The organism is Natronorubrum aibiense, assembly GCF_009392895.1.
Taxonomy (GTDB): Archaea; Halobacteriota; Halobacteria; order Halobacteriales; family Natrialbaceae; genus Natronorubrum; species Natronorubrum aibiense.
Genome location: NZ_CP045488.1, coordinates 658,709 through 671,496, shown reverse-complemented (window position 1 = coordinate 671,496; position 12,788 = coordinate 658,709). Strand labels below are relative to the sequence as shown.

At 58.5% G+C, this 12,788-nt stretch carries 10 protein-coding genes; 4 read left to right on the top strand and 6 right to left on the bottom strand.

What is annotated here, in order from left to right; translation table 11 throughout:
* Window positions 1–139 precede the first annotated feature (139 nt).
* A complete protein-coding gene (locus tag GCU68_RS03400) occupies window positions 140–1,000 on the top strand; it encodes an IS5 family transposase (protein ID WP_152939055.1) in 861 nt (286 codons plus the stop codon).
* Between the two features lie 1,053 nt (window positions 1,001–2,053).
* Here GCU68_RS03400 and GCU68_RS03395 read toward each other — a convergent pair.
* Entirely contained in the window at window positions 2,054–2,689 is a 636-nt protein-coding gene (locus GCU68_RS03395) for a hypothetical protein (RefSeq protein ID WP_152939054.1), read from the bottom strand.
* A gap of 1,235 nt (window positions 2,690–3,924) precedes the next feature.
* The gene (locus tag GCU68_RS03390; protein ID WP_152939053.1) at window positions 3,925–4,347 is read right to left on the bottom strand and encodes a hypothetical protein; all 423 of its coding nucleotides are present in this window, start codon (window positions 4,345–4,347) and stop codon (window positions 3,925–3,927) included.
* 127 nt (window positions 4,348–4,474) lie between these two features.
* On the opposite strand from GCU68_RS03390, the gene GCU68_RS03385 reads away from it, so the two are divergent.
* A complete protein-coding gene (locus GCU68_RS03385) occupies window positions 4,475–4,708 on the top strand; it encodes a hypothetical protein (RefSeq protein WP_152939052.1) in 234 nt (77 codons plus the stop codon).
* Window positions 4,709–5,435: 727 nt separating this feature from the next.
* On the opposite strand, the gene nadC is transcribed toward GCU68_RS03385, so the two are convergent.
* Window positions 5,436–6,248 (bottom strand): carboxylating nicotinate-nucleotide diphosphorylase, encoded by an 813-nt coding sequence (gene nadC, locus GCU68_RS03380; protein WP_152939051.1) that lies wholly within the window; start codon window positions 6,246–6,248, stop codon window positions 5,436–5,438.
* Between the two features lie 156 nt (window positions 6,249–6,404).
* On the opposite strand from nadC, the gene GCU68_RS03375 reads away from it, so the two are divergent.
* Window positions 6,405–7,535, top strand: a complete 1,131-nt coding sequence (locus GCU68_RS03375) for a mechanosensitive ion channel family protein (RefSeq protein ID WP_152939050.1) — start codon at window positions 6,405–6,407, stop codon at window positions 7,533–7,535.
* Window positions 7,536–7,537: 2 nt separating this feature from the next.
* Here GCU68_RS03375 and GCU68_RS03370 read toward each other — a convergent pair whose 3' ends face one another.
* From GCU68_RS03370 to GCU68_RS03360, 3 genes are all read right to left on the bottom strand, one after another.
* Window positions 7,538–9,142, bottom strand: a complete 1,605-nt coding sequence (locus GCU68_RS03370; RefSeq protein ID WP_152939049.1) for an L-aspartate oxidase — start codon at window positions 9,140–9,142, stop codon at window positions 7,538–7,540.
* A gap of 2 nt (window positions 9,143–9,144) precedes the next feature.
* Window positions 9,145–10,278, bottom strand: coding sequence for a quinolinate synthase NadA (gene nadA, locus GCU68_RS03365; protein WP_152939048.1), 1,134 nt, complete (start codon window positions 10,276–10,278; stop codon window positions 9,145–9,147).
* 322 nt (window positions 10,279–10,600) lie between these two features.
* A complete protein-coding gene (locus GCU68_RS03360; RefSeq protein WP_152939047.1) occupies window positions 10,601–12,178 on the bottom strand; it encodes an amidohydrolase in 1,578 nt (525 codons plus the stop codon).
* A 191-nt stretch (window positions 12,179–12,369) separates the two neighbouring features.
* Between GCU68_RS03360 and GCU68_RS03355 the strand changes: the two genes are divergently transcribed.
* On the top strand, window positions 12,370–12,753 hold the full coding sequence (locus GCU68_RS03355) for a hypothetical protein (RefSeq protein WP_152939046.1): 384 nt from the start codon (window positions 12,370–12,372) through the stop codon (window positions 12,751–12,753).
* Window positions 12,754–12,788 lie beyond the last annotated feature (35 nt).

The following is a 12,788-nucleotide window of genomic DNA, read 5'->3' as shown; positions in this document are numbered from 1 at the left end:
AGACGAGGTAACCCCTTAGTAACCATGTGTAATACAGAGTATCGGCCTTGTTTAGACGCTCAAACATTAGCAGTGTAGAGTCGATCGAACTCGTATCGTCGTGTTAGTAGCTCGGGGAAAATACCAAATCTACTAGGAAGTGAAGCGGGACGGGTTCGTTGTGCACACGAAGACCTCCCGCTTCACAGAGAAGGTTGTATCGCTCGCTCAAAAAGCCGTCGTTGGAACGCCAGCACCGGCCTACCGTCCGGGAGAAGAAGGCTACGCTGACTGGGTGATTCTCGCCGTTCAGGGATTGAAAGAGTATCTCGGCCATCCGTACCGGAAGCTGATGGACGTCCTCCGCGAGATGCCGAGAGTGACAAAATCACTCGGATTGAGGCCTGAAACGGTTCCACACTTCTCGACGGTGTGTACGCGAAAGCAGGCAATTCCGATGAAGCGGTGGCGAGCGATCCTTGATCAGTCCGTCGAGCTGTATGATCTCGGTGATGTGCAGGCGATCGACGCAACCGGTGTCGATCGCGTCCAGGCCAGCCAGCACTACGCAAAACGGACGGACTATACGTTTGAGGCGGTGAAGACGACGCTGCTTATCGATTGTGAAACCAGTGCGATTCTCGATATACACTGCTCGATGAAACAACCGCACGATACACAGGTCGGCTGGCAGGTGTTAGTGCGGAATCTCGACGATTTGACGACTGTCGCTGCCGATAAGGGCTACGACTGGGAGGAGATTCGTACGAGGTTGCGTGCGGAAAGTATCACGCCGCTGATTCCGCAGCGAGATCCTGGAATGCGGGGGTGGGCGAGAAATTTGCTCATCAAGGATCGGGCGTATCACCAGCGGTCGAACGCTGAATCGGTGTTTTTCGGTCTCCGGCGCAGATACGGCGATACGCTCTGGTCGAGAACCTGGTTCGGTCAATTCCGTGAACTTGTCATGAAATCCGCCGTCCGCAACATCGAACGCGCAATAGAGGACTTACACCCGTGAAATCACGCGTTCAAACAAGGCCCAGAGTATCTATTCAGGAGAGGACAAGCACAGGCCTCCGTTCACCAACAGCATAAGACGGACGTACTGTTGGAACCATCTCAATAATTCTATAATTCAATGATTTTCTCGTAGTAACTATCAGTTCCTCGTGAGAAACAGTCGTCATTGGTTATATAGACGTCCGTGGCACCCTCACCTGGATAAGGGAAACCACCTATCCAGTGAAAAGACATGAGAACCACTAAAATACTCATCGCGCTCGTAGTACTCGTTGCGCTTACGGGCGGTACCGCTGGCGTGGTATCAGCAGACGCGAACAACTGCGGTGAAAACAAAGGAATACCAAGTCTTACAGACCGTGACCCAGGAGAGCAAGGAGAAGCTGCATCCAACTATGCAAAAAACGTAGGTCCACCGGGTGAAAATGTTCCTAAGCTTTGTAACGGCGTTAATCCGCCCGGCCACTCAAATTAGTTACTGAGATATTGTATTCCAACGACCGATGCGTGAAAGGGCTACAATTTTTACAAGCCCGATACATTCATTCTCTGTATTCAGCACTCTCTTTCTAACAGATTCTGAGGATTTCAACAAATCCTGGTAAATAAGAACTCCGTCGATCGCGAACCGAGAGACGCTTTCACAGGCTTCGAAGATTCCCGTTTTTAGCTGTTCGTTGGTAGATGTGCGAAAATTGTTAGCGTGTAGAAAGAATTTGATACCCTACCGTACTGTTAGAAGTGACACGTAGTGGTGAACACCCCTTCGTGCCCGATCGGTGTCCGGCAGGATCGGGAGAAAAGCTTCTTCTTGCGAGAAGGGCGCCAGACTACTATAGCCATTCCCAGTAACGCCGAGTAGCTCAGTGTGTATCTCACCGGGAAGCTTACTGGTTACACTTGGTCTGCCGCCTTCTCGAACTAATCTTCGACACCGACAACCCACTAAGTAGTGTCACTACCGCCGTTCGCCGCTTCTCTACCCCTATTAATACAAAATTCTTTATAACCCCCTATTCGATCTGTCGAGTTTTGGGAGATAATGATATGTTCAAGCCGGTGAGCAGACCTGTCCATAAGGCCACCATTCTCCACCCTGCGGGACGACTACTGCTTCATCAAGATCAGGAGCAGGAAGGGGTTTCCGCAGATCCTGTTCAAACCGCCCATAGACTTTCCCGAAGTAGTTCATCGGTATCTCAAAGTCTGCAAACAGTTGCTCAAACAGCTCGTCTTTGTCTTTATGATTCGGGTGGCAACGTCGACCATCCTCATGGCAGTAATACGCGCAGATAGCGATAATTCCCGTCAGTGTTGGCAACATACCCGAGTTAGGGCGGTTGAACCGGCGGAAGTCTTGCTTTTCAACGTGACGTCTTGCTTCCTCTTTTTGAAGTGCAGTCAGTTCGAGGAACCCAGAGATCGCGTCGAATAGATACAACGTATCGAGTCTGTTCATTTTCTTTTCATCTCGCCACATTCCGTTATAGAGGCCGAGATGCTGCTTCCAAAGACGCCGATAGTGAGCGTGGTAACTATCTTTTCTCCCACCGAGACGGTAACCCTGTGCGCATTCCCACGAACGGAATACCGTCGCATTCTCTGTCGTTGAACAACTAATTGGATCTTCGCTCTCTGATTGCTCGATCGATACTCTACTGTTTTCAATTTCGGTAGTAGTTGACATGAATATTTCACCGGCCGGGGTTATGCATTAGCTCAGACGTCCAAAAACTCGGATTTGAAGCCCGCTAAGTCGACTTTCCCCTTTAGCGTCTCAACCAGTGGTATTAACCTTGTCGCTTCCACTATACTCAGTAATACTATCCAGAAATATTGGGGTGGCACATTTTCGCGAGTCTGTCTGTAATTCAAGTTTATACCACGGCCTTATAATAGGTTAAATTTTAAAAAATTCTGAGACAGTCACCTCTCTGTAGAGGCCCCACCCCTCCCCTGATGGTGTCGCAACCGACCCATTGCCCACAATACGTTGCACACTCGCTAATACAAGAAGGCCGCCCGAGATCGGTGGGTTGTGCTCGTTCTCGCACGCCAGCATGCATCGCATCCTTATCGCTTGAGTTAGCGATTATATAGTGCACACCAACTACAATGAACTAAAAAAGTGGAGTTCAATAACTGGTAGTAATCCCTCAAGGCTGTTGGTCCTCGAGATCGCTTAAGTGCAGAAATTGGCGGTCTGAGCAACTTCTGCAATCTGCTCCTGGTGGACCCTGCCATCGGCCCCAGATTCGCCCAGGAGCGACTTTTGATGTTCTGCGATGAATGAATTCAGATAGATGGAAAACTCGACCACGAGGGCGATAGACGCGTCAGATTGGCTGGTAGCGGGTATGATCCGGTGTATCTCCTACCTACATCCTCGAACCTGCCTGACGGATCGTCAAAGGGGGATATAGGGGGTTCAGTAATGAGTGACCTGGCACTAACTGGTGCACTACTGCGTGGCCCGATTCAGTGATAAGAAGTGTATCTGGGAGTGGTTCTACACTACTTGTTACAAGAACGGCACCACACTACTACAACAGTACCAGTAACTTGTTACAGTAACTGAGAAGCTTATTGGTTGTACTTGGTGACCCCGTTCTCGAACCAGTCTATGGGACACTTCCCACCACCTTACACTAATTAGTTTAGACAGGGACAGTTGCTCGTACTGTTCCTTCTTCCCACTACAGCTTCGCTGTACAACATATTAAATATTTTGTATAAATATACCTATATCTACAGTCTGCGTTAATATAGCATAAGTCGACGTGCGCCAGCTGGCCATGATATACGAAGCCAGTCGCGACATCATGGAGGACGAAGAAGCCCACCACAGCGAGCGTCAGACCGCTGCGCGACTTAACGAAGAGTGTGCCGACCTTCTCGAACAGAAGAGATAGGTGACGAGAATTATCCAGAAATAACTGTGTCCGGTACCTTGTCTTCTGGAACCTCAAAGCTGTAAGATCCCAGTTCCTCTTCAGCGGTTCTCATCATCGGACCAAACCAACCCTCGTACAATTTCAGATCGAAGTTATATGATGGGTAGTCATCGTCCCCGATTTCTCGTATAAGATCTAACGTCAGTGGCCCGGTGAAATCAGGCGATTCGCCGCTCATAATGGCGTCATCAATAGAGCTGTGATGCTCATGTAGAATTGCCCAGCCGTCAGTATCATGATCCTCTTGGAATACGATTACCAGTTCATCGTCCTCGTTCCAACGATGCTCGTCAATATACTGGTTCCCCATAGCCGTTTCAACTGCCGAACAGCCCGCAACTGAGCTGAGACTTGCGGCAGCAACCCCCGTAATCACCGATCGGCGTTTCATGATTCAGGTAACACATGAAGATGAAATAGAACTTTTGGTAATACGGAATGACAAGTACATTGATCTATACGGAGGTGGATAGCTCGTCAAAAATATTTTATAAAAGTCTGTCGTATTTTCAACCGTAATGAGTGGAACAGACCGTGGAGCAGTCATTGCTGTAGTTGGTGGAGCAATGGTAGTTGTCGCTGGACTGCTTTCTCTTTCGACTGCAAGGGACCTACTCAATGGAGACATGATGGCACTGAAGCCTGGCTGGATCGACTTCGCTGTAGCGTATCCAACAGTCTTCGCCGTACTGATCGTACTCTTAACCCTGGTATTCGGTGGATCGTTCGTTGCACTGCTTGACGCGGCATGAATGAGTGACCACCAACAACTGTCTCTCTTTTCCCAGTAAGTAGTGATCTGGAAGTGGTAGTGAATAGTGACTACACTTTCTGTTTCGAGAAGGCGGCAGACCACATACAGCAACCGTTCCCAGCACCGCCAGTCACTCTCTGGATATAGTCACCGATCACTTATTGAGTACTGTTTGTGGTGGTAGTAAGAGTTGGCAGCCTTCTCGATCGATAGCCTGTAGAACACCGAGTATCAGTGCACTGTGTCACTGGTTAGTTCCGTTTGTTCATCTGTCTCTTTTCCCTATCAGTGTCACAGAGGCACTGCAGAATACATTGAACGGCATTTGGGCTATGACCACCCTCGTTGGGATTTATATAGATTTAGTACATTCTAACTACCAAGGACGCCCGAAATCGCTGCGAGGACCCAAAACGAGGCACGCTTTGCCGGAATGTCTGAATTTCGGTAACGAAGCGGTGCCAGGGCTTAAGACCCGCTCCCGTAGGGGTCCCTGGGTTCAAATCCCAGCCCTCGCATGTTGACGCGAACACACCGTGAGCGTCGACTGCGGTATCTGGATTTGAAGTAGAGAAGTCGAAGCACCGAGCGAAGCGAGGTGATCGTCTTCGCGTAGTTCAAATCCCAGCCCTCGCCTACCAACTCGAACGACCGTGAGCATCGACTGCAGCATCTGGATTTGAATCAGAGCCCTCACAGTGCTGACTCGAGTCCCAGTCCTTGCCTCACGCTCCCGTTCGAAACGAAAGATCGAGCGACGGCGCCGAATGCGTGAGCGACCCCATCGAGATCACGTCGACGTCCGTCGCGGCGTAGTCGGGAACGTCTGCGAGAGTGATCCCACCACTGGCCTCCGCGAGGACGTTGTGTTCTTCGAGTTCGTCGACAGCCGCCGCGACGTCGTCGGGGGTCATGTTGTCGAGTAGGACGATATCGGCTCCCGCTGCGGCCGCTCGCGGGGCGTCGTCGACGGTTTCGACTTCGACCTCGAGTTTCGTCGCGAAGGAGACGCGCTCGCGGAAGTGCTCGATTGCGCCCTCGAGCCCCAGTTCGGCGACGTGGTTGTCCTTGATCATCACCATATGCGAAAGGTCGAGTCGGTGTGTGTCGCCACCACCGGCGACGACAGCACGTTTCTCGAGCCCGCGCAGGCCGGGCGTCGTTTTGCGGGTCCCGGCGATCCGAACGTCGTCGGATTCGGATCGGGCCGCCTCGACTGCCTCGTGCGTTGCGGTTGCGATGCCCGAAGCGTGACCGGCGAGGTTGACCGCGACGCGTTCACCGCGGAGCACGTCGCGGGCCGGCCCCTCGACGCGGAGGAGTTCGTCGCCGGGATCGACGGCAGCGCCGTCCTCGAGCGCGTCGACCACGCCGACGCCAAGGTAGTCGAAAACAGATTGAGCGGCCTCGAGGCCCGCCACGACACCGGATGCTTTGGCGACGAGTCGGCCGGTCGTCTCGCCCGGCACCTCGTTGGTGACATCGTGGTGGCCGAGGTCCTCGCGGAGCCAGCCCTCGATCTGTGTGTCGGGAATCATGTCTCGTCTGCGGATGCGACCGCGGCGAAAATAAGCGATCCGTTTCGGGTGACTGACAGTCGATCGAACGCGTCTCACAGCAGCCCCGGAATTGGCTCGAAATTCTGATTTTCTGCCCGCAGAAACGGTTAACTCACTCTTTACCGTGAGTCTGTCATGGTCGAGGTAGTTACCAGTGTTCTAACACGGGTGTTCGAGGGGGTTCCGGCCTGGCAGGCCACGCTGTTGTTGATCGGCACCTCGGTCGGTCTCGCTGTCTTGCTCGAGGTCCTCGTGCTTCGGACGCTGTTGCGATACACCAGTCGAACGAAAACCGAGTACGATTACATCCTCGTCGGGGAGCTTCGCGCACCCGTCGTTCTGACAGCGGCGCTGACGGGCGTTTATCTACTCACGCAGCTGCCGTCGGTGAGCCAGAACGTCCTCCTGACGTCCGCACAACTCGAGACGTTCTTCGGGAGGCCGTCGCTGTCGATCATCATCGTCGCGTGGGCGTTCGCCTCGAACCGGATCGTCAACCGGTTCGTCGAGGAAGTCAAGGACAAGGGGTCGCGGTTCGACTTCGCACCCGTCTTCTCGAACGTCTGGACGCTCGTCGTCGTCATCGGCACGATTGGCGTCTTGCTGTCGCTGTGGGAGTACAGCATCTCGCCGCTGCTCGGTGCGGCCGGCGTCGCGGGGATCGCCGTCGGCTTCGCCGCTCGAGACACCGTCGCGAACTTCTTCGGCGGGATCGCGCTCTATTTCGACGACACGTACAAGCTCGGCGACTACATCGAATTGGATTCGGGCGAGGCGGGAACGGTCGTCAAGGTCGGGGTGCGGTCGACGACGCTCATGATGCGCGACGAGGTGCTCGTCACAGTGCCGAACGCGTCGCTGAACGCCGCGAAGGTGATCAACCAGTCGGCCCCACAGCGAAGAAGACGGCTCAAGGTGCCGATCGGCGTCGCCTACGGCACCGACATCGACGTGTTCGAGGAACTCGTCACGGAGATCGCCATCGACGAACCGCTCGTGCTCGACTCGCCGAAACCGCGGATGCGGTTTCGAGCCTTTGGCGACTCCGCACTCGAGTACGAACTCCTCTGTTGGGTCGGCTCGCCGACCCGTGCCAACAAGACCAGACACGAACTCAACCGGTCGATCTACACGGAACTGCTCGCAGCCGATATCGAGATCCCATTCCCACAGCGTGACGTTCGAGTCGTCACCGAAGCTGACCGGTCACCGCAGACGTCCCTGCTGGAGGACGATTCCGAGAAAATCGCGACGGGACGGCAGTAGGGTTACCGTGTCGGGGCCGGTCGCTCGGTCGTCTCGGACGAGACGTAGTGACAGCCCTTCGAGTCCGGATTTTCCGCGGCCGCGCGGGCAGTCAACAGTGCGGTGACGGTGGCGTTACGCAGTTCGTAGAGGCTCCGGGAGGTTCGCGTGCGGGTGTAGGCGTCGACCTCGCCCTTGAGCCGCCGGAGAACGGCTCCCGCACGGGCGACGTCGTCGGGATCGCGCTCCAAGCCGAGGTATTCGTCCATCGTCTGCTGGAGACGGGTGAACTTCTCGGCGGCGAAGCGCTCGGGCAGCTCAGGGTCGCTGTTTCGGAGGTCGGGTGCCTCGACGACGTCCGGTTCGAACCGCTCCGTGGTGTCACCGCTCCGACTCGAGGTGCGTTGCACCTCGCTGACCGCGTCGTCGCCCGCTCGCAGGCCCCAGACGAGTCCCTCGAGCAGGCTCGTACTCGCCAGTCGATTCGCGCCGTGGACACCCGTGCGAGCGCACTCGCCGACGGCGTAGAGTCGGTCGAGCGAGGTTCGTCCGACCGCGTCGACGTCGATCCCCCCACAGAGGAAGTGCTCGCAGGGAGCGACGGGGATTTCCTCGTCTTGGATACCCCGGTCGCGACACATCCGTGCGATCGCGGGGAACTCGGATTCGAACTCGCCCTCGAGCGTGCGCACGTCGAGAACGACCTCACCGGTCGCCTCGCGTTCGCGGTCGACCGCGCGGGCGACGACGTCCCGCGGTGCGAGTTCGGCGTCGGGGTGGTAGTCGTGCATAAACCGATCGCCCTCGCCGTTTCGCAACACTGCGCCTTCGCCGCGCAGCGCTTCGGAGAGCAGAAACGGATCGTCCTGCTCCGCGTCTCCGCCGCTCCGCTTCGAGTCGCGTTGTGCCTCGCGACCCGCGTACGCGGTCGGATGGAACTGGACGTACTCGAGGTCGGCCACCTCGGCCCCGGCCAGCGCGGCCATGGCGATGCCGTCGCCCGTCGCGTCGGCGGGGTTCGTCGATCGGGAGTACAGTTCGCCGATCCCACCCGTCGCGAGGATCGTCGCGCCGGCGAAGATCGGGTGGCCGTCGGCAGCCTCGTCGGTCAGCACGCCGTGGACCCGTCCCTCGTGAGTGATGAGGTCGAGGGCTGCCGTGTCCTGTCGAATCTCGACGCGCTCGTGGTCGTCGAGATAGTTGAGGAAGGGCCGGAGGATGTGCGTCCCCGTCATCGCGTCGACGTGGAGGATCCGCCGGCTCGAGTGGCCGGCCTCACGGGTGTAATCGAACCCATCGTCGGCCTCGTCGAACTCGATCTCGAGGGTCTCGAGCAACACGTCCTCGATGGCGTCGTCGGCCTCGGCGAGCAAGACGTCGATCGCATCTTCATCTGCAGTGTCGCCGCTGGCCGCCAGAATGTCTTCTTTCAGGCTCTCGGGATCGTCGCGAGTGGTCGAGATTCCCCCCTGGGCCCAGTCGGTACTCGCGTCATCTGGCCGCCGCGCTTTCGTCACGAGACAGACGTCAGCGCCCGCCCGCGCCGCCGCGAGCGCCGCCGCACAGCCGGCGATACCGGAGCCGACGATCAGCACGCCTGCGGTGTCGTGGTCTGGTGTGTCAGTCATGATCAAATCTCGAGCATGCGCTCGAGGGCGAGTCCGGCCAGTTCTTTCTCCTCGGGGGCGACTTCGATCACGTTGCGTTCGCGTCCAGCGACGAGTTCCTCCAAGACCCAGGTGAGATAGTTCGGGTCGATCTGGCGCATCGCGTTGCAGTCCATGCAGGCGTCCCCACACAGCGGGAGGACGTTCATCTCGGGATGCCAGCGCTTCAGATGTTCGGTGAGGTGGATCTCGGTGCCGATCGCCCACGTGTCGCCGGGGTCGGCTTCCTCGACGGTGCGACAGATCTCGGCGGTCGAACCGGCTTTGTCGGCGGCTTCGACGACTTCGCGTCGGCATTCAGGGTGGACGATGACCTGTGCGTCCGGGTTCGCATCTCGAACCTGCTCGATATGGTCGGTCGTGAACCGCTCGTGGACTTGGCAGTACCCGTCCCAGAGGATGATGTCGCTCTCGGCGACCGCCTCGGCATCCTTGCCCTCGGGGTCCCACGGGTCCCACTCGACAATTTCGTCTTCCATGCCGAGTCGGTGCGCCGTGTTCTCCCCGAGGTGTTTGTCGGGCAAAAAGAGGACTTTGTCACCCCGATCGAACGCGTACTCGAAGGCCTTGTGCGCGTTCGAGGAGGTACAGACGAGTCCGCCCTGACTCGCACAGAACGCCTTCAGATCCGCGTAGGAGTTCATGTACGTGATGGGGATGATGTCCGTGTCGGGCGCCGCGGCCGTGATCTCGGCCCACGCGGCGTCGACCTGCAGGGCCTCGGCCATGCCCGCCATCGGACAGGAGGCCTCCATGCTCGGGAGGATCACCGTCTGGTCGTCGTCGGTGATGATGTCCGCGCTCTCGGCCATGAACGTCACCCCACCGAAGATCACGTACTCGGCGTCGGTCTCGGCGGCGCGTTTCGAGAGTTCGTAGGAGTCCCCGATGAAATCGGCGTGTTCGACGATCTCCCGGCGCTGATAGTTGTGGCCGAGGATTACGACGTCGTCGCCGAGTTCCTCGAGCGCCGCTTCGATGCGTTCGGTCCGTTCGTCGGCCTCGAGGTCCCGGTACCGGGGCGGTAACTGCTCGAGGGAGTCGTATTTGAACAGACTTAAGTCGGTTTCCAGCTCTGCCGTTTCCATTTTTACCATGTCACGTCACCGGTGGTTGCTAGACATCGCAGGGCGCTATTGAATAACTTTTTCCTTCGATAAGGGTAAATGAGTGAGTACCACCGACTGATACGGCAGTCGAAAACGCACTACTCGTCATTCGTGTTGGAGAACAGTTTCGAAATCGGAACTGCCGATCGGCGGGTCGAACGCGCCTGAACAAAGCAGGAGACACTACGGCGTCGTCGCGAAACCGTCGTGACTGCTCACTGTGCCTGCTCTCAGGGTTGGCTCTCAGCGTCGACCAGTTCGAACAACGAACGAGAAATCGCGATCCTCGAACGCGACCGGCGGTGACGCGTTATCGGCGACGACCGTCGAAGACGACCTCGCCGTCGACCAGCGTCATCGCCACCCCAATCTCGTCGATTCGATCCGCCTGCGCCCACGGTGACTCCTCGAGCACCACGAGATCCGCCCGCTTCCCGACTTCGACGGTCCCGAGTCGGTCCTCGTCGAAGCCAGCGTAGGCTGCACCGTGTGTATAGGCCCGCAGCGCTTCGGTGACCGACAGTCGCTGCGCCTCGGTCGGCGCGGTGACCGCGTGGTGGATGCCGAGCAACGGATCGAGCGGCATGCAGTCCGAGCCGAATGCAAGCGGAACGCCGGCCTCGAGCACCCGTCGAAACCGATTCGTCCGACGCCGTCGCTCGTCACCGAGTCGCTGGTCGTAGAGGCCGCCCTCGTCGGCCCAGCGGTGGAAGTTCGGCTGCATCGACGCGACGATGCCGGCGTCGGCCAGTCGCGCTATGTGGTCGTCGGTCGCGAGTTCGACGTGTTCGATCCGGTGGCGTCGTGCGCCCGGGTCGTCGGTGGCCTCGAGCGCCGACAGCGTCTCCTCGACGGCGTCGTCGCCGATGGCGTGAACGCAGAGCTGGTACCCCTCGTCGTCGGCGTGGTCGACGAGCGCCCGGAGGTCGTCGGGATCGACGACCCACTGGCCGCGCTCGGGGCCCGAGTCGGACGCGTCCGCGTCCACATCGCCGTCCGCGTACGGCTCTTGCAGCTTCGCCGTCCGACTGCCGATGCTCCCGTCGGAGAAGGACTTGATCGCACCCGTCTCCACGCGGTCGGTACCGGCGTTCGTCATCAAACCGACGTCGACGAGGTTCTCGAGGTGGTCGCTCCAGTAATCGATTCGGACGCGAACCGGGAGGTCGCCGTGGGCCGCCAGGTCGCGGTAGACGCGTGGCGCTTGCGACCCCCGAACCTTGTCGTGGACGCCGGTGACGCCGCGTTCGACCGCGTGCTGTGTCGCCGCTTCGAGTACGTCCTGTAGCTCCTCGCGGTCTGCAGTCAACTCGCGCCTGACGGCTTCGGCGGCGTCCTCGACGGCCACGCCCGTCGGTTCGCCGTCGGCCGTGTGGAGGTCGTCATCGGGCACCACGTCTGCGAACCGCTCGAGCGCGACCGAGTTCAGCGAGGCGGTGTGGAGGTCGACGCGCATCGCGACGACGGGCCGATCCTCGCTGACCGCATCGAGGTCAGCTCGAGTGAGCGGCTCGCCGTCTGCCCCGCCCCACGCGCTATCGTCGTAGCCGAAGCCGAGAACCCACTCACGGTCCGGGTCGGCCTCGGCTTGCGCCGAGAGCGACTCGAGACAGTCGTCGGCGCTGTCGGCCGTCGATAGATCGGCGTGGACCAGATGCTGGCCGAGTTGCTCCATGTGCGTGTGGGCGTCGATAAAGCCCGGCAGGACCACCCGACCGTCGCAGTCGATCACGTCGGTCTCGACGCCCTCAAGGAACTCGATCTCGTAGCTGTCGCCGAGACGGACGAGTTCGCCGTTGCGGATCGCGGCTGCCTCGAAGACGGTATCTGGGTCCGAAAGCGAGTGGATCTCCGCGTTCACGAGCAGGCGGTCGGCGGCGTCGGTCATAGCTGAGAGGCGATTGGCGAGCGACAAAACAGTTTGGTCCGGCGGCGTCTCTCGATTTCGGGCTGCGAGAGTGAATCGGCGGCTCTCATCGTTCAGTTGGTTTACACGGATCGGCAGCGACTGCCGACGTGGTCGCCTCTGAAACTGCATCTGAGCACAAGTTTGACCACCTCTCGTGTGGATGCCTCGGTATGATCGATCGCAACAGCCGTGTCGTCTTCGGCTCACTCCTGGTGTTCGTGCTCGTCCTCTCCGGGTCGATCATCGTCGAGTTCCAGTTCGGCCTCGAGCTTCGGGACTACCCAGTCGTGTCGTTTCTCCTGTTTGCCGGGGTCGCCGTCGCCGCGCCGCAACTGTATCTCGCCGCGACCGACGACACGGTTCCGTCGCGAACGCGCATCCAGTTCGCGGCCGTCGCTACGGCCGTGCTGTCGATCGCGTTCGCCGGCACGACAGCCGGCGCTCGCTCCCTGCTGATTACCACGATTGGCGCGGGAGCGGTCTTCGGCCTCGTCTGTTACGAGCTGCTGGCGAGCTATCGCGGCGCAGGCGACGAGTCACCGTCGAACGTGTGACCGTCGCTGTCGCTTGCGACTGGTGGCCGCGCGAC

Coding starts and splice junctions, on each gene's coding strand:
- nadA (WP_152939048.1), bottom strand. CDS start 10,278: ATGGTAAAAATGGAAACGGCAGAGCTGGAAACCGACTTAAGTCTGTTC.
- nadC (WP_152939051.1), bottom strand. CDS start 6,248: ATGATTCCCGACACACAGATCGAGGGCTGGCTCCGCGAGGACCTCGGC.
- GCU68_RS03390 (WP_152939053.1), bottom strand. CDS start 4,347: ATGAAACGCCGATCGGTGATTACGGGGGTTGCTGCCGCAAGTCTCAGC.
- GCU68_RS03370 (WP_152939049.1), bottom strand. CDS start 9,142: ATGACTGACACACCAGACCACGACACCGCAGGCGTGCTGATCGTCGGC.
- GCU68_RS03385 (WP_152939052.1), top strand. CDS start 4,475: ATGAGTGGAACAGACCGTGGAGCAGTCATTGCTGTAGTTGGTGGAGCA.
- GCU68_RS03360 (WP_152939047.1), bottom strand. CDS start 12,178: ATGACCGACGCCGCCGACCGCCTGCTCGTGAACGCGGAGATCCACTCG.
- GCU68_RS03355 (WP_152939046.1), top strand. CDS start 12,370: ATGATCGATCGCAACAGCCGTGTCGTCTTCGGCTCACTCCTGGTGTTC.
- GCU68_RS03395 (WP_152939054.1), bottom strand. CDS start 2,689: ATGTCAACTACTACCGAAATTGAAAACAGTAGAGTATCGATCGAGCAA.
- GCU68_RS03375 (WP_152939050.1), top strand. CDS start 6,405: ATGGTCGAGGTAGTTACCAGTGTTCTAACACGGGTGTTCGAGGGGGTT.